The sequence below is a fragment of the Rhodococcus sp. Q genome, assembly GCF_005503035.1.
Taxonomy (GTDB): Bacteria; Actinomycetota; Actinomycetes; order Mycobacteriales; family Mycobacteriaceae; genus Rhodococcus_G.
In genome coordinates, this window is sequence record NZ_SCOY01000012.1 from 13,421 (window position 1) to 29,194 (window position 15,774).

Sequence of the window (15,774 nt, forward strand, 5' to 3'; positions counted from 1 at the left end):
GGCGTCCTCTCGGAGGTGGATGACGCCTCAGTATCGCCGAGCCGGTCCGGGCGTCACCGAGGTATGTGGAAGGCGGTCAGTGCCGCGCCCGCCGAGTGGATGGACGACCAGTCGCCCTCGATGGTCAGTGTCGCGAGCGCCGACGTCGGGAACTTGTCGGAGATCCGGTCCGCATACCGGGACCGCGGATCCAGGGCTGTCGCGGCGCCGGGGATGCCGGGATCGTGGCCGATGACGAGGAGGGTCGTGACGTCGGGCTTCGTGCCCGCGATCTCGTGGAGTACCTGCGCGGGGGTCGCTCCGTAGAGGAGGTCGCTGAACTCGGCGGGAGCGTCGACCCCTGTCGCGTCGAGGGTCAGCCGGGTTCGAGTCGAGGTCGAGCACAGCACGGCGTCGACGGGTGGCTGGGTGGCACGGATCCAGTCGCCTGCGAGCGCGGCTTCCCGGAGTCCGCGGCGCGCGAGGGGTCGCTCGTGGTCCGACACGTCGTCCGGGTACGCGGATTTGCCGTGCCGCATGAGGATCAGGACCCGCGATGCCTCTGCCATGAGGCGAGGCTATCCGCTCCGGGGAACGGGCGGGTGTACGCAGATATTCGGTTGTCCGACGCGATGGCGTCGTGATCGGATCGGTGGGTCCGACGGTCCGGGGGGGGTGACGCCCCTCACAATGATCGCGCTTGGGCAATAGTTGCGTCATCGTTAGTATTTGCCGGGTGACCACGACCCCCGATCAGCTCTTCCGGGCGTTGGACGAATTCGTCACCCGGCTCATGGGGATAGGTGAGGGGGAGGCAATGGATCGCTTGATCGCTCTCGACCTCTCCTTCTCTCAGGTCAGGACGCTGTTCGTCCTGGCCCAGTGCGGCCAGCCCGTCCCGATCAACGAGATCGCCGACCGACTGCACCTCTCGGTCGCCGCGGCGGGACGCAATGTCGATCAGTTGCTCCATCAGGGGCTGCTCGACCGGCGAGAGGATTCGGCGGACCGCCGGATCAAGCGCGTCTCGTTGTCGGACGCGGGACGTACCGTCGTCGCCAGCCACATCGAGGCCAAGCGTGACGAGGTTCGCGCCTTCACCGGCCGGCTCCCGGAGCCGACCCGGACCCAACTGTTCGAATCGCTGCAAGCAGTGCTCGCGGGTGACGCCCTGCGAGTCCAGAGACACAACTGTCAGGAGACCGCATGACGACGCCGACACCTCCGGGAGCCCCGCCGGCCTCGGACAAGATCGACGCCGCAGTCCTCAAGATCGCCAGCGTGGTGGTGCTCGGCGCCATCATGTCGATCCTCGACGTCACCGTCGTGTCGGTCGCGCTGCCGACCTTCATGCAGGAGTTCGACGCCACCTACGCCACCGTCGCGTGGACGATGACCGCGTACACGCTCGCGCTGGCCGCCGTCATTCCCGCGACGGGCTGGGCCGCCGACCGATTCGGCACCAAACGTCTCTACATGACGGCGCTGGTGCTGTTCGTCGCCGGCTCGGTGCTGTGTTCGATGGCGTGGAACATCGAGTCGCTGATCGCGTTCCGCGTGGTCCAGGGTCTCGGCGGCGGCATGCTGATGCCGCTCGGCATGACCATCATGACCAGGGCAGCGGGACCGCACCGCGTCGGTCGTGTCATGGCCGTGCTGGGCATCCCGATGCTGCTCGGCCCGATCTCCGGCCCGATCCTCGGTGGCTGGCTCCTCGAATCGGCCAGCTGGCATTGGATCTTCCTCATCAATCTGCCGATCGGCATCATCGCCCTGATCGCCGCGTTCGTGCTGCTGCCCGCGGACGAGCCGCAGCCGGCCGAGTCGTTCGACTTCGTCGGAATGCTGCTGCTCTCGCCCGGCCTGGCGCTGTTCCTGTTCGGCGTCTCGTCGATCTCCGAGGGCGGCGGCGGAATCACCACCAAGGTGGCCGTGTCCTGCAGCATCGGCGCCGCTCTGGTGGTGGCGTTCGTGTACCACGCATTGCGCCGCGCCGATCACCCGCTGATCGATCTGCGCCTGTTCCAGAACCGCAACCTGACCATCGCCGTGCTCACCTCGACGCTGTTCGCGGTCGCATTCATGGGCGCGGGCCTGCTGTTCCCGAGCTACTTCCTCCAGGTTCGCGGTGAGACGACCCTCGCCGCGGGGCTGCTGCTGGCACCGCAGGGCATCGGCGCGATGGTCACCATGCCGATCGCCGGTAACCTCGTGGACCGCCTCGGTCCGGGCAAGATCGTCATGACCGGTGTGACGTTGATGGCACTGGGAATGGGCGTGTTCACCCAGCTCGGGGCAGACACCCCGTACCCGCTGCTGCTCACTGCGCTGTTCGTGATGGGCCTGGGCATGGGTTGCACGATGATGCCGATCATGACGGCCGCGATGGCGACGCTCACGGATCAGACGATCGCCCGTGGATCGACGCTGATGAACATCGTCCAGCAGGTCGCGGGGTCGATCGGTACCGCGACGATGTCGGTGGTGCTCACCAACCAGATGAAGGCCAGCCCGGAGGCAGGCGCCGTGATGGCCACCCAGCACAACCCGGAGCTCGCGGCTCAGCTGCCGCCCAGTGTGATCGAGCAGGGTATGTCTGCGATGGCGGACGCGTTCGGCAACACCTTCCTGGTGGCGCTGGTGCTGTTGCTGCTCACCTTCATCCCGGCATTCTTCCTGCCTCGCAAGCCCGCGGTCGCGCCCGCGGACGGTGAAGCGGCGCCGATGATGATGCACTGACCAAGATGCACTGACCACTAGGTCGGACAACGAACGACGGGCCCATCTCCTCGGAGGTGGGCCCGTCGTCGTTCTGCCGGTTGTTGCGCCGGCGTAGGGCGTGGCACCGCCACCGTGTCGGACCCCGGCGTTAACGTCGAACCCAACGGAACCGATGTGGGTAGCAACACACGGAAGAAGGCGCGTCATGGCCACCGAATCCATGCCGAGAACGTCGGAAGCCTCACCATCGCGCACCCGCGGAGCCGATCCGGTCCGTTCCGGCGTCGATGAGGTAGCCGTCTCCGGGCCCGGGACAAGCGACACCGACTGGGCCTTCTATGCCGTCGTGGGCACCTCTGTCCAGGGCGGACACACCCTCGCCCGATTCGGCCCGGAGCCGACCGCGCTCGCCGCATTGAAGGTCGCGGTCCAGGCGGTCAATCACACGGCGTACTCGATGCTCGAGCAGGGCTACCACGGTGATCCGTGTGCGGAGTCTCCGCTGCTGGAGCGGCTTCCGATCACCGATTTCAACATCGAGCGCCGTCGACCCGGCAGTGCCGAATCGGACACGACGTGGGGGTTGACCGGCGGTCGTCACCAGCGAGGGGTCAGCCGCCGACGCGTCGCGTGACGGTGGCAGGCAGGCGCCCTGGTCAGGATCGACGGCGTCCGAACGTGAAGTAGGCGATCGGGCCGACGAAGTTCACGAACGACGCGGCGGCCCACACCGGCTTGGAGCCGCGGATCTCGTCCGCGTCGCGACCACGCAGGTCGAGGAGTGCGGCAACCGTCAGGGCCAGCTGCACGACCGAGAGGAGCGCGAGGGGGACGCGGAGCCGGGGATCGATCTGCTTCTGCTTCATGCGGACCAGTATCCGTGCCGGTGGGGTCATGTCGGGGTTCCATTACGAGAACGTGTTCTATATTGGCGGAAGTAGCCGCCGAAAATGCTTGGAGTTCACGACATGTACGAGTGGTCCGACACCGACCTGATGTTCCGCGACGCACTGCGTGGCTTCATCGCCAAAGAGATCACGCCCCACGTCGACCAGTTGGAGAGCGGCGAGCTGCCGCCGTTCGACATCATCCGGAAGATGTACAGCACCTTCGGGATCGCCGACATGGCAACCGAGGGACTCGAGAAGGAGATCGCCCGCGACGAGGCGCGCGAGCGGGGCGAGGACGTTCCGGCGTCCGGCAAGTCGGGTGCAGCGGTCGCCGGCGGCATGCAGGCGATCCTCAACTGTGAACTCGCCGGTGTGAGCCTCGGTCTCGTCGCGTCGCTCGGTGTGAGCCTCGGGCTCGCCGTCGGCACCATTCGGAGCCGGGGCACCCTCGCGCAGAAGAAGCGCTGGCTGCCCGAGCTCGTGACGATGGAGAAGGTCGGTGCGTGGGCGATCACCGAGCCCGACTCCGGGTCCGATGCGTTCGGCGGCATGAAGTCGTACGTTCGCCGCGACGGGGAGGACTACATCCTCAACGGGCAGAAGACGTTCATCACCAACGGCCCGTACGCGGATGTCGTCATCGTGTACGCCAAGCTCGACGAGGGTGACGCGTCCGTCGACCGCCGCGACCGCAAGGTGCTCGGTTTCGTCCTCGACAAGGGGATGGAAGGGTTCACGCAGGGCGCACCGTTCAAGAAGATGGGCATGAACTCGTCGCCGACGGGTGAACTGTTCTTCGACAACGTGCGGATCACGAAGGACCGGTTGCTCGGCGAGACGGAGAACCCGGCGAAGGGCGACGGCAAGGAAAGCGCGAAGGAGTCGTTCGCCGCCGAGCGCATCGGCATCGCCTACCTGTCGCTCGGCATCATCAACGAGTGCCTGCGCCTGTCCGTCGACTACGCGAAGAACCGGAAGCTGTGGGGCAAGGAGATCGCCCAGTTCCAGCTCATCCAGCTCAAGCTCGCCGAGATGGAGATCGCGCGGATCAACGTCCAGAACATGGTCTTCAACTCGCTGGAGCGCTCCGCGGCAGGCAAGCCCGTGTCGCTGGCGGAGGCGTCGGCGATGAAGCTGTACTCGTCGCGGGCGGCAACCGAGGTCGCGATGGAGGCCGTGCAGCTGTTCGGCGGCAACGGCTACATGCGGGAGTACAAGGTCGAGCAGCTCGCGCGTGACGCGAAGTCGCTGATGATCTACGCGGGCAGCAACGAGATCCAGGTGACGCACATCGCCAAGGGCCTGCTCGCCTGATTACCTCCAGGAGGAGCGGAACCCGTGCCCGCTGGGACCGGGCACGGGTTCACCTCATCCGAGGCGGTAGAAGCGCCAGAAACCGAAGTCCTCGATCGGGAGGATCTCGAATCGGGTGAAGCCGGCCTGCGCTGCGTAGCGCTGGAGGGTTCGCGGCCGCATCACGGTGCCGGTGCCGGCGCTCGGCTGGTGACTCATGCCGTCGGGAAGGCAGACGAAGAGGCTGAATCCGTACATCAGGCGCTCGGTCTCGTCGCCGGGCGCGGCGAACTCGTGCGCGACGGCCTCGTCCATGACAACGACGGTGCCGCCCGGACGGAGAGATCGCCGGGCCGCGGCGAGCACATCGACCGGATCGGGCATGTCGTGCACGCATTCGAACGCGAACACGACGTCGAACTCCGCTTCCGGCAGCAGCGCGGCGGTTCCGGCGTGGAAGGTGACGCGATCGGCGACGTCCGCGCCCGTGTTGGCGACCGCCATCGCGATGGACGGTTCGTCGATGTCGTAACCGTCGACACGGGCGTCCGGCCAGGCGCGGGCGAGTGCGAGGGACGACCACCCGGCGCCGCATCCGACGTCGGCGATCCGGGCACCTGGCCTGCGCAGGGTCGCGTCGAGGTCCGGTACGGAGGCCAGCGCACCCGGCAGTTCCCGCTCGTACCACGGCCGATTCATGTCGGCCTGCGATTCCCGGGCGTCCGCCCCGAACTGGGCCCAGCTCACCCCGCCGCCGGAACGGTACGCGTCGAGGAGTGCAGGCAACTGCCCGGCAGCGCCCGCGAACATCCGGGCCAACGGTGCGAGGTACGAGAGGCTGGACGTGTCGGTCAGGACCTCCGCTGCCGCCGGGGGAAGCGAGAACCGTGGTGCCGGCGGATCGCTCGCGTCTACGTCGAGCAGTCCGGTCACCGCCTGCTGCTCGAGCCATTCGCGTGCGTACCGGGGATGGGTGTCGGTGCGGGCGGCGAGGTCGTCGGCGGACAGTGGGCCGTCCTCGGCGAGGCACCGGTACCACCCGAGCCGGTCACCGACGTGGATCGCGAGCAGGTCGACGGCACCGAGGCTCGCCTCGAGTATCCGCTGGGCCAGTGCATCGACGGGGCTGATGGCGGACACGACGGTCCTCCTTTGATCAGGGACCTGCGGACAGGGACCTTCGATCAGGAATTCGGACAGGTCCATCGTGACTCCGGGGCCCGGCCCGCCGTGGTGTTTTCAGCCGCGTTGGCCGGACAACTCTTCGACTCGGCGCCGCAAGGTGGACTCGGTCTGGGCGATCGCCGTACCGACGATCGGTTCGACGATCTTCGCGAGCGCCTTTCCGAGCAGCCCACCGGGCAGTGTGTAGTCGAAGTCGACGGACAGTTCGCAGCCGCCGCTGGGGGTCGGTGCGAATTGCCAACTGGAGGAGCTGGAGATGCCGCCGATCGAATCGAGGACGATCAGCCGATCCTGCTCCCACTCGGTGATGCGCACACGCGAGTGCAGTGCCTTGGGTCCGAGTTGCATGGTGACGTCGAAAACCGACCCGAGACCCTGCGACCGACCGCCGACCGGTTCGAATCGGGTGACGCCGAACATCCAGTCGGGGACGTTGCGGTAGTCGTCGACATACGCGAAACCGGCGGCGACGGGTGCGGTGGTGGTCGCGATGCGGTGGATGTGACCCATGGTGCTCCTCGTGGACGATCGACTCGCGCCGATCCATTTCTGTTACTCACGGTAACGCACAGAATGTCCACTCGTGTCCGGGTTGGACCGGAATAGGGTGGATGGCGTGGTGGATGAGAAGGATCGTGAACGGGACGAACGGGGCCGTCCACGGAACGCACGCCCGCGGGACGGGTTGGGTCGACCGCTCCCGCGCGGCGCGGTCGGGATCCCACGGGCTCCTGAAGGGCTCGTCCGCCCGCCTGCCGAGACGATTGCCGAGGCGCAGCGACTGCTCGATGCCGACATGCCGTTTCACGCGCACGAGGTGCTCGAGGACGCCTGGAAAGCGGCGCCGGACGACGAACGCTCGCTGTGGCAGGGCCTCGCGCAGTTGGCGGTCGGCCTGACCCACCTGCGGCGTGGCAACGCGTCCGGCGGTCGAAAGGTCATCGCACGCGGCGTCGTTCGACTGCGCCCGTATGTCGCGCAGTCCCCGCACGGTCTCGATGTGCCGGGACTGGTCACGTGGTCGACCGATGTACTCGCCGCCCTCGACCGGGGTCTGGACGAAAGGGTTCCGGGACCGCGCCTGGCTCGCTGACACCGGGCGGGCTCCGCCTTGCGGAGGGCGACGTTGCGTCGTGCCCTCCGCAAGATCACGCCGCGGCGTTGCCGCGCATTAGCTCCCGAGCCCGAATTCGAATCCGCCGAGGCTGCCGAACGAGATTCCGAATCCCAGTGGGCTGATACTGCTGCCAACCGACTGCGCGTTGATGGGCTGTACTCCGAGCAGGAAGTCGAGGGGGTTGGCGAGCGATCCCATGTGTGCTCCTTGGTTCGATGTTCATGTGATGCCCCCGCGTGTCGGGGGCACCAGTTTCTACCGCAGTCCGGAGCGGTGCGGATCCGATTCCGCCAACCCCGGGATCGCGGGCGGAGCAGGGGGTTCGGGATGTGTCAGGCGTTGTCGTCCTGCTCTGTCATGCAGAACGGGAGGCCACCGGCTGATGCCGGTGGCCTCCCGTGAGGTGCTGGTGAACTAGTTGGACGAGCCGCTGGACGAGCCGCCGCCGTCGCCGGAGCCGCTGGAGAGGCTGTCGAGGGCGTCGAACACGGTGGCCAGGCCGCCGAAAAGATCTGCGAGGTCAGAGGACATGGCTTAACTCCTGGTTTGCTGGTGTCGTGGATGTACGCCTGGACTAGCGTTCGGCTATTTGTACCCGATGTGACCGGGCTGTGACCAGGCTTTCGAACGAATATCGAGGATGTCTCGAGGAGATGTCGATTGTTCGAACGACAGTGCGCGGTGGCGAAGCGACCGTGGTCAGCTCGTGTAGGTGACCGAACCGAGATTCAGGATGAAGCTGGGGACTCCCGTCACGATGCCGGTCTCGGCTTGGGTTCCGGTGCCCTTGTCGCCGCCGACGGTGGCGAGCATCGCGAGCAGGCCCTTGAGGTCCAGGGATGAGAGGTTCACGGTCGTCTCCTTGTGTTACATCGGCAGGTCGTCCGACTCGCCGTGGTGTCGAATAGTGACGTCAGCTGCCGAAGTCGAGTGTGAAGAACGGCAGGCCAATGCTGCTGCCGAGGTCGGCTGCGATGTCGGCAGCAGCGAGGCCGGCGACAGCGGCGATCGGATCGGACATGACGCGCTCCTGAGGTTCGTCGGTGTGCATCCAGGTCGGTGTGGCTCGGAGAAGTTCTACAGCAAGCGGGGATCGTTCGTGGCTCTTTCGTGATCAGGGCGCGAGACGACCGGGAAAATAACAAGCAAGCAAGCTTGCTTTTTTATCGTGGTGGGGTGATGCTTGACACATCATCGTGGAAGGAGACGCATGGCCGAGTTGAACGCAGTCGTTGCCGACCTGGCGGCGGAGGGTGCTGCGCTGGACGTCCTCGTCGCAGATCTGCCCGACGATCGGTGGTGCTCCGACACGGCTGCGGCCGGCTGGACCATCGCGCACCAGATCGGCCACCTGGCCTGGACCGACCGCGCGGCGCTGTTGTCCGTCACCGACCCCGACGGATTCACGGAGTCGCTGGCAGCAGCATGGCGCAATCCGACCGGCTTCGTGGACGAGGCCGCCGAGGTCGAGTCGCGGCGGCCGGTGCCGGAACTGCTCGCGGACTGGCGGGCCGGACGCGCTGCGCTCGTCGACGCACTTCTCGCGCTGCCCGCCGGGACCAAGCTGCCGTGGTACGGACCGCCGATGAGCGCGATGTCGATGGCGACCGCGCGCCTGATGGAGACGTGGGCGCACGCCCAGGATGTCGCCGACGCGCTCGGCGCGGAGATGGTGCCCACCTCACGGCTGCGCTCCATTGCGCACCTGGGTGTGCGGACCCGCGACTTCGCCTACTCCGTCAACGAACTGCCGCCGCCCGCCGAGGAGTTCCGTGTCGAGCTCGTCGGCCCGGACGGCGACACCTGGGTGTGGGGGCCTCCCGACGCCGCCCAACGCGTCACCGGACCAGCCGTCGACTTCTGTCTGCTCGTCACCCAGCGCGCACACCGCGACGACCTCGCACTGACTGCGGTCGGCGCGGACGCCGCCACCTGGCTGACCATCGCCCAGGCCTTCGCCGGTCCGTCCGGCGCCGGCCGTGATCGTAAGGAGGACTCGTGAGCGTCCGTATCGGAAACTGCTCCGGCTTCTACGGTGACCGTGCCTCCGCAGTGGGGGAGATGCTCACCGGCGGCGACCTCGACTACCTGACCGGTGACTATCTCGCCGAGCTCACCATGCTCATCCTCGGCAAGGACCGCATGAAGGATGCGGGCCTGGGCTACGCGAAGACCTTCCTGCGTCAGATGGAGGACGGGCTCGGGCTGGCGATGGACCGCGGGGTGCGGATCGTCGTCAACGCGGGCGGCCTCAACCCGGCCGGGCTGACCGCACAGCTGCGGGACCTGGCCGACCGGGTCGGGATCCGGGCCCGGTTCGCTCACGTCGAGGGCGACGACGTGACGGCGCGCGCGTCGGAACTCGGTCTGGGGCAGCCGCTCACGGCGAACGCGTACCTCGGTGCGTGGGGAATCGCGGAGTGCCTCGCAGCCGGAGCCGATGTGGTGGTGACCGGCCGCGTCACCGACGCGTCGCTCGTGGTCGGGCCCGCGGCGCACCACTTCGGTTGGCGCCGAGACGATTACGATGCCCTCGCAGGCGCGGTGGCGGCGGGGCACGTGATCGAGTGCGGCACGCAGGCGACCGGTGGCAATTTCTCGTTCTTCACCGAGATTCCCGACCTCGGCCGACCCGGGTTCCCGCTCGCCGAGATCCGCGGGGACGGCTCCTCGATCATCACCAAGCATGCGGGCACCGGGGGCGCGGTCACCGTCGACACCGTCACCGCGCAGTTGATGTACGAGATCCAGGGTGCGCGCTACGCCGGCCCCGACGTCACCACCCGACTCGACAGCGTGACGTTGCGGCAGGACGGGCCCGATCGCGTCGAGATCTCGGGGGTCCGCGGTGAGGCGCCGCCGCCGCAGGTGAAGGTCTCGCTCAACACCCTCGGTGGGTTCCGCAACGAAATGGCCTTCGTGCTCACCGGACTCGACATCGAGGCGAAGGCCGAGCTCGCACGCACCCAGCTGGAATCGTGGCTTCCGGAACGTCCCGCCGAGCTGACGTGGGACCTGGCTCGGTTGGACCGTCCGAACGCAGAGACGGAGGAGCAGGCCAGCGCGATCCTGCGCTGCGTGGTCCGCGATCCCGACCCGAACAAGGTCGGACGGGCGTTCTCGAACGTCGCGGTGGAGTTGGCGCTGGCCAGTTACCCGGGCTGTACCTTCCTGTCGATGCCGGGCAACGGCTCCGCCTACGGCGTCTACACCCCCGGATACGTCGACGCGGACCTGGTCCCGCACGTCGCGGTGCTGCCCGACGGCACCCGCGTCGACATCGCGCCCACGGCGGAGACGAGGCCTCTCGAATCCGTGGTCGATCCGGTGCTGCCGCAACCGCTTCCGCTCGGTGAGACGGTCGACGCGCCGCTCGGCGCGCTGGCTGCGGCGCGCAGTGGCGACAAGGGCGGCAACGCGAACATCGGCGTCTGGGTTCGCACCGACGAGCAGTGGCGGTGGCTGGCGCACGCACTGACGGTGGACGAGGTGCGTCGGATGCTGCCGGAGGCGGCGCAGTTGCCGATCACCCGGACGCTCCTGCCGGAGTTGCGAGCGATCAACTTCGTGATCGAGGGCATCCTCGGACCCGGCGTGGCCTACCAGGCTCGTTTCGACCCGCAGGCGAAGGGGCTCGCCGAATGGCTGCGCTCGCGCCATCTCGCGATTCCCTCCGCGCTGCTCGACTCGGCGACATCCGACACCACACTCCAGGAGGCGATCTCGTGACCGATGCGTGGAACACCCCCGAACGGCGCGACCTGCGCGAGACCGTTCGGCGCTTCGTCGACAAGGAGATCCTGCCCCACCTCGACGAGTGGGAGCGGGGAGGTGAGCTTCCTCGCGCACTGCATCGGCGGGCGGGCGAACTCGGCCTGCTCGGGGTGTCGTTCCCCGAATCCGTCGGTGGCGGCGGCGGAGATCCGGTCGACTCGATCGTCGTGTGCGAGGAGATGCACCAGGCCGGGGCGTCGGGTGGCCTGTTCGCGTCGCTGTTCACCTGCGGCATCGCGTTGCCGCACCTGGTGGCGGCGGGTGACCCCGACCAGATCGAGAAGTGGGTTCGTCCCACCCTCGCCGGTGAGCTGATCGGGTCGCTCGCGATCACCGAGCCAGGCGGCGGATCCGACGTCGGGCACCTGACCACGCGCGCTGTGCGCGACGGCGACGACTACATCGTCAACGGCGCCAAGACGTTCATCACGTCGGGATGCCGCGCCGACTTCGTGGTCACCGCGGTCCGCACCGGCGGTGACGGCGCGGGTGGAGTGTCGCTCCTCGTGATCGAGAAGGGCACAACGGGATTCACCGTTTCGCGCAAGCTGGAGAAGATGGGCTGGCTGGCGTCGGACACGGCCGAGCTGTCGTTCGTCGACTGCCGCGTCCCGGTCGCCAATCTGGTCGGCGCCGAGAACTCCGGCTTCGCCCAGATCGCGCAGGCCTTCGTCTCGGAACGGGTGGCGCTGGCAGCGCAGGCGTACTCCAGCGCGCAGAGGTGCCTCGACCTGACGCTCGACTGGTGCCGTGACCGGGAGACTTTCGGCCGCCCGCTGATCAGCAGACAGTCGGTGCAGAACACCCTCTCGGAGATGGCCCGCAAGGTCGACGTGGCGCGGGTGTACACCCGCATGGTCGTCGACCGGTACACCGCAGGCGACCAGAACCTTCTGGCCGAGGTGTGTTTCGCGAAGAACACCGCGGTCGAGAACGGCGAATGGGTTGCGCACCAGGCGGTGCAGCTGTTCGGCGGTCTCGGCTACATGCGGGAGAGCGAGGTCGAGCGCCAGTACCGCGACATGCGGATCCTGGGGATCGGCGGCGGTACCAACGAGATCCTGACGTCGCTGGCCGCGAAAGTGCTCGGATACCAGGCATGACCCGAAGGGCCCGAAACCCGATGACCCGAAGCCCGATGACCCGAAACCCGATGACCCGAAACCCGATGACACAGTGGGGTAGACAACGATGACAGTGATCGGATCGACACTCGACACGGCAGGCGAGGCGTACCTCGCCGCAGCCGAGTCGACCAACACGAAGCTCGCCGAGATCGACGTCGAGCTGCAGAAGGCGCTCGCCGGCGGCGGGCCGAAATCCGTCGAGCGGCACCACAAGCGTGGCAAGCTGACGGCCCGCGAACGGATCGAGCTGCTGGTCGACGAGGACTCGCCGTTCCTCGAGCTGTGCACCCTCGCGGCGTGGGGAAGCGACTTCCCGGTGGGCGCCAACGTCGTCACCGGCATCGGTGTGGTCGAGGGTGTCGAGTGCATGATCGTCGCCAACGACCCCACGTCCCGGGGTGGCGCGAGCAACCCGTGGACGATCAAGAAGAGCTTCCGGATCAACGAGATCGCCATGCAGAACCGGCTTCCGGTGGTCTCGCTGGTCGAGTCGGGTGGCGCGGACCTGCCCACCCAGAAGGAGGTCTTCATCCCGGGTGGCCGGGCCTTCCGTGACCTGACCAGGGCATCGGCGGCCGGAATCCCCACCGTGGCACTGGTGTTCGGTAACTCGACCGCGGGCGGCGCCTACATTCCGGGCATGTCCGACCATGTCGTGATGATCAAGGAACAGTCCAAGGTGTTCCTGGGCGGGCCGCCGCTGGTGAAGATGGCGACCGGTGAGGAGTCCGACGACGAGTCGCTCGGCGGTGCCGAGATGCACGCCCGCAAGTCGGGGCTCGCGGACTACTTCGCGCAGGACGAGTACGACGCGATCCGCATCGGTCGCAACATCGTCAAGCGTTTGAACTGGCGCAAGCAGGGCCCGGCACCGCGGGCCGAGGTGATCGAACCGCTGTACGACGCCGAGGAACTGGCCGGCATCGTGCCCGCCGACCTGAAGGTTCCGTTCGATCCGCGCGAGGTCATCGCCCGCATCGTCGACGGCTCCGACTTCGACGAGTTCAAGCCGCTCTACGGCAGCTCGCTCGTCACCGGGTGGGCCGAGCTGAACGGCTATCCGGTCGGCATCCTCGCCAACGCGCGCGGCGTGCTGTTCTCGGAGGAGGCGCAAAAGGCGACCCAGTTCATCCAGCTCGCCAACCGCGCGAACACCCCGCTGATCTTCCTGCACAACACCACCGGCTACATGGTCGGCAAGGAGTACGAACAGGGCGGCATCATCAAGCACGGCGCGATGATGATCAACGCGGTCTCGAACTCCACCGTCCCGCACATCTCCATCCTGATGGGCGCCTCCTACGGCGCCGGCCACTACGGCATGTGCGGCCGCGCCTACGATCCGCGGTTCCTGTTCGCCTGGCCCAGCGCCAAGTCCGCCGTGATGGGCCCCGCACAGCTCGCGGGCGTCGTCTCGATCGTCGCTCGCGGTAGCGCGGCGTCGAAGGGTCTGCCGTACGACGAGGAAGCCGACAAGGGCATGCGGGCGATGGTCGAGGCCCAGATCGAGGCCGAATCGCTTCCGATGTTCCTGTCCGGTCGCGTCTACGACGACGGCATCATCGACCCGCGCGACACCCGCACGGTGTTGGGTATGTGTCTCTCGGCGATCGCCACCGCCCCGATCGAAGGCACCGAGAACTTCGGTGTCTTCAGAATGTGAGCCCAGCGTGACTGTCACCACCACCGCCGTCACCTCCGTCCTGGTGGCGAACCGCGGAGAGATCGCACGGCGCGTGTTCGCGAGCGCCCGCGCCGCGGGCATCGCGACCGTCGCGGTGTACTCCGATGCCGACGCCGACTCCCCGCACGTCCGGGAGGCCGACGTCGCGGTCCGCCTGCCCGGCAACGCCGCTGCCGACACGTACCTGCGCGGCGAGAAGATCATCGCCGCTGCGCATGCGGCGGGAGCGGACGCGATCCACCCCGGTTACGGATTCCTGTCCGAGAACGCAGAATTCGCGAAAGCGGTCCAGGACGCCGGGCTCACCTGGATCGGGCCGCCCGTCAAGTCGATCGAGCTGATGGGCTCGAAGGTCGAGTCGAAGAAGATGATGGACGCCGCAGGCGTCCCTGTGCTCGCGGAACTCGACCCCGGCCAGGTCACCGAGGCCGATCTGCCGGTCCTGATCAAGGCCTCCGCCGGCGGCGGTGGGCGCGGCATGCGTGTCGTGCGTACGCTCGCGGATCTGCCCGGGCAGATCGAGGGTGCGGCCGCCGAGGCGCTGTCCGCGTTCGGCGACGCGACGGTCTTCTGTGAGCGCTACCTCGAGACCGGCCGGCACATCGAGGTTCAGGTGATGGCCGACGCACACGGCACCGTCTGGGCGGTCGGCGAGCGCGAGTGCTCCATCCAGCGCCGCCACCAGAAGGTCGTCGAGGAAGCCCCGTCGCCGCTCGTCGAGAAGCTCGATGCCGAGGGCGCGGGCATGCGCGACAAGCTGTTCCAGGCCGCGGTCGACGCCGCTGCCGCGATCGGCTACGAAGGTGCGGGCACGGTCGAGTTCCTCGCGGACGAGAAGGGTGGCTTCTACTTCCTGGAGATGAACACCCGACTCCAGGTCGAGCACCCCGTCACCGAACTGACTACGGGACTGGACCTGGTGGACCTGCAGTTGCAGGTCGCGCAGGGCATCGCGCTGCCCGCGCAGCCGCCCGCGTCCCGCGGGTACGCGATCGAGGTCCGGCTCTACGCGGAGGACCCGGCCCAGGAGTGGCAGCCGCAGTCCGGCACCGTGCACCGCATCGACATCCCTGGCGTCGACACCGAGTTCACGGTCCCCGCGGCGCCGCGGGGACTCCGGCTCGATTCCGGCATCGTCGACGGGTCGGTCGTCGGAGTGTTCTACGACCCCATGCTCGCGAAGGTGATCGCATGGGCGCCGACCCGACGGGCCGCGGCGGCGCGACTCGCGACCGCGTTGGCGCAGGCCAAGATCCACGGCCTCGTCACCAACCGTGACCTGCTGGTGAACGTGCTGCGTCATCCGGCCTTCCTGTCCGGGGACACGGACACCGCGTTCTTCGACAGGCACGGGCTCGAGGCCCTCGCCGCTCCCGTCGCATCGGGTGACTCCGAGCGGGTGTCGGCCCTCGCGGCCGCACTCGCGACGGCCGCGGCGAACAGGCAGGCGGCGCGGGTCGTCGGGCGGGCGCCGAGCGGATGGCGCAACGTGCCATCGCAGCGTCAGCGCAAGGTGTTCGAGAGCGCGACGGCGACACACGAGGTCGACTACCGGATCCTGCGCGGAGGGGTTCTCGACACCGACGTCGTCGACGACGTCGAACTCGTCTCGGCGACACCGCAGTCCGTGGTCCTGACGGTGGGCGGGCTCACCCGTCGGTTCGCGGTCGCCCGCTACGGCGACCTCGTGTGCGTCGATTCGGCGGCGGGCGCGAGCGCGTTCCGCGCCGTGCCCCGGTTCGTCGACCCGTCCACGGTCGTGGCGGCCGGTTCCTTGATCGCGCCGATGCCGGGCACGGTCGTCCGCCTCGGAGCCTCCGTCGGTGACCACGTCACCGCGGGCACTCCGATCCTGTGGCTCGAGGCCATGAAGATGGAGCACACCATCACCGCGCCCGCGGACGGCGTGCTCACCGAACTGAACGTCGCAGTCGGCCGGCAGGTCGACGTCGGCACCGTCCTCGCGATCGTCGACGACACCACCGAAGCAGGGGAGTGAACGCA

16 protein-coding genes are annotated in these 15,774 nt (G+C 67.9%); 10 read left to right on the top strand and 6 right to left on the bottom strand.

Annotated features, from left to right (window positions below):
- Window positions 1-53: 53 nt before the first annotated feature.
- Entirely contained in the window at window positions 54-548 is a 495-nt protein-coding gene (locus FFS72_RS13765) for a SixA phosphatase family protein (protein WP_137874462.1), read from the bottom strand.
- 224 nt (window positions 549-772) lie between these two features.
- Between FFS72_RS13765 and FFS72_RS13770 the strand changes: the two genes are divergently transcribed.
- From FFS72_RS13770 to FFS72_RS13780, 3 genes are all read left to right on the top strand, one after another.
- Window positions 773-1,189, top strand: a complete 417-nt coding sequence (locus FFS72_RS13770; RefSeq protein ID WP_050065876.1) for a MarR family winged helix-turn-helix transcriptional regulator — start codon at window positions 773-775, stop codon at window positions 1,187-1,189.
- A complete protein-coding gene (locus tag FFS72_RS13775; protein WP_137874463.1) occupies window positions 1,186-2,718 on the top strand; it encodes a DHA2 family efflux MFS transporter permease subunit in 1,533 nt (510 codons plus the stop codon). The genes FFS72_RS13770 and FFS72_RS13775 overlap by 4 nt, the downstream gene beginning before the upstream one ends.
- A gap of 187 nt (window positions 2,719-2,905) precedes the next feature.
- Complete coding sequence (locus FFS72_RS13780) at window positions 2,906-3,334, top strand: hypothetical protein (protein ID WP_249353295.1); 429 nt, start codon at window positions 2,906-2,908, stop codon at window positions 3,332-3,334.
- Between the two features lie 22 nt (window positions 3,335-3,356).
- Here FFS72_RS13780 and FFS72_RS13785 read toward each other — a convergent pair whose 3' ends face one another.
- A complete protein-coding gene (locus tag FFS72_RS13785; protein WP_249353297.1) occupies window positions 3,357-3,596 on the bottom strand; it encodes a PLD nuclease N-terminal domain-containing protein in 240 nt (79 codons plus the stop codon).
- A 72-nt stretch (window positions 3,597-3,668) separates the two neighbouring features.
- On the opposite strand from FFS72_RS13785, the gene FFS72_RS13790 reads away from it, so the two are divergent.
- Window positions 3,669-4,904: an acyl-CoA dehydrogenase family protein gene (locus FFS72_RS13790; RefSeq protein ID WP_050065710.1), complete on the top strand. Its 1,236-nt coding sequence runs from the start codon at window positions 3,669-3,671 to the stop codon at window positions 4,902-4,904.
- A 54-nt stretch (window positions 4,905-4,958) separates the two neighbouring features.
- Here the strand turns inward: FFS72_RS13790 and FFS72_RS13795 are convergent, their stop codons facing one another.
- Window positions 4,959-6,023, bottom strand: coding sequence for a class I SAM-dependent methyltransferase (locus FFS72_RS13795; protein ID WP_249353298.1), 1,065 nt, complete (start codon window positions 6,021-6,023; stop codon window positions 4,959-4,961).
- A gap of 99 nt (window positions 6,024-6,122) precedes the next feature.
- Window positions 6,123-6,578 (bottom strand): SRPBCC family protein, encoded by a 456-nt coding sequence (locus tag FFS72_RS13800; protein ID WP_137874465.1) that lies wholly within the window; start codon window positions 6,576-6,578, stop codon window positions 6,123-6,125.
- A 106-nt stretch (window positions 6,579-6,684) separates the two neighbouring features.
- Between FFS72_RS13800 and FFS72_RS13805 the strand changes: the two genes are divergently transcribed.
- Window positions 6,685-7,161: a DUF309 domain-containing protein gene (locus tag FFS72_RS13805; RefSeq protein WP_502704117.1), complete on the top strand. Its 477-nt coding sequence runs from the start codon at window positions 6,685-6,687 to the stop codon at window positions 7,159-7,161.
- A gap of 78 nt (window positions 7,162-7,239) precedes the next feature.
- On the opposite strand, the gene FFS72_RS26470 is transcribed toward FFS72_RS13805, so the two are convergent.
- Window positions 7,240-7,383: a hypothetical protein gene (locus FFS72_RS26470; RefSeq protein ID WP_171018674.1), complete on the bottom strand. Its 144-nt coding sequence runs from the start codon at window positions 7,381-7,383 to the stop codon at window positions 7,240-7,242.
- 501 nt (window positions 7,384-7,884) lie between these two features.
- A complete protein-coding gene (locus FFS72_RS26475; RefSeq protein ID WP_171018675.1) occupies window positions 7,885-8,037 on the bottom strand; it encodes a hypothetical protein in 153 nt (50 codons plus the stop codon).
- A 358-nt stretch (window positions 8,038-8,395) separates the two neighbouring features.
- On the opposite strand from FFS72_RS26475, the gene FFS72_RS13810 reads away from it, so the two are divergent.
- From FFS72_RS13810 to FFS72_RS13830, 5 genes are all read left to right on the top strand, one after another.
- Window positions 8,396-9,187 carry a TIGR03084 family metal-binding protein gene (locus FFS72_RS13810; protein ID WP_137874466.1) on the top strand — a complete coding sequence of 264 codons (792 nt, stop codon included), beginning with the start codon at window positions 8,396-8,398 and terminating at the stop codon, window positions 9,185-9,187.
- The gene (locus FFS72_RS13815) at window positions 9,184-10,914 is read left to right on the top strand and encodes an acyclic terpene utilization AtuA family protein (RefSeq protein ID WP_137874467.1); all 1,731 of its coding nucleotides are present in this window, start codon (window positions 9,184-9,186) and stop codon (window positions 10,912-10,914) included. Before FFS72_RS13810 ends, FFS72_RS13815 begins: the two co-directional genes overlap by 4 nt.
- On the top strand, window positions 10,911-12,062 hold the full coding sequence (locus FFS72_RS13820) for an acyl-CoA dehydrogenase family protein (protein ID WP_137874468.1): 1,152 nt from the start codon (window positions 10,911-10,913) through the stop codon (window positions 12,060-12,062). The genes FFS72_RS13815 and FFS72_RS13820 overlap by 4 nt, the downstream gene beginning before the upstream one ends.
- 88 nt (window positions 12,063-12,150) lie before the next feature.
- On the top strand, window positions 12,151-13,749 hold the full coding sequence (locus FFS72_RS13825; protein ID WP_050065716.1) for an acyl-CoA carboxylase subunit beta: 1,599 nt from the start codon (window positions 12,151-12,153) through the stop codon (window positions 13,747-13,749).
- 7 nt (window positions 13,750-13,756) lie between these two features.
- Window positions 13,757-15,769, top strand: coding sequence for an acetyl/propionyl/methylcrotonyl-CoA carboxylase subunit alpha (locus tag FFS72_RS13830; RefSeq protein ID WP_137874469.1), 2,013 nt, complete (start codon window positions 13,757-13,759; stop codon window positions 15,767-15,769).
- The last annotated feature ends 5 nt before the right edge of the window (window positions 15,770-15,774 follow it).

Bases quoted from the DNA above. Each gene is read 5' to 3' on its own strand.
- FFS72_RS13765 (WP_137874462.1), bottom strand. From the start codon at position 548: ATGGCAGAGGCATCGCGGGTCCTGATCCTCATGCGGCACGGCAAATCC.
- FFS72_RS13770 (WP_050065876.1), top strand. From the start codon at position 773: ATGGGGATAGGTGAGGGGGAGGCAATGGATCGCTTGATCGCTCTCGAC.
- FFS72_RS13775 (WP_137874463.1), top strand. From the start codon at position 1,186: ATGACGACGCCGACACCTCCGGGAGCCCCGCCGGCCTCGGACAAGATC.
- FFS72_RS13780 (WP_249353295.1), top strand. From the start codon at position 2,906: ATGGCCACCGAATCCATGCCGAGAACGTCGGAAGCCTCACCATCGCGC.
- FFS72_RS13785 (WP_249353297.1), bottom strand. From the start codon at position 3,596: ATGACCCCACCGGCACGGATACTGGTCCGCATGAAGCAGAAGCAGATC.
- FFS72_RS13790 (WP_050065710.1), top strand. From the start codon at position 3,669: ATGTACGAGTGGTCCGACACCGACCTGATGTTCCGCGACGCACTGCGT.
- FFS72_RS13800 (WP_137874465.1), bottom strand. From the start codon at position 6,578: ATGGGTCACATCCACCGCATCGCGACCACCACCGCACCCGTCGCCGCC.
- FFS72_RS26470 (WP_171018674.1), bottom strand. From the start codon at position 7,383: ATGGGATCGCTCGCCAACCCCCTCGACTTCCTGCTCGGAGTACAGCCC.
- FFS72_RS13810 (WP_137874466.1), top strand. From the start codon at position 8,396: ATGGCCGAGTTGAACGCAGTCGTTGCCGACCTGGCGGCGGAGGGTGCT.
- FFS72_RS13825 (WP_050065716.1), top strand. From the start codon at position 12,151: ATGACAGTGATCGGATCGACACTCGACACGGCAGGCGAGGCGTACCTC.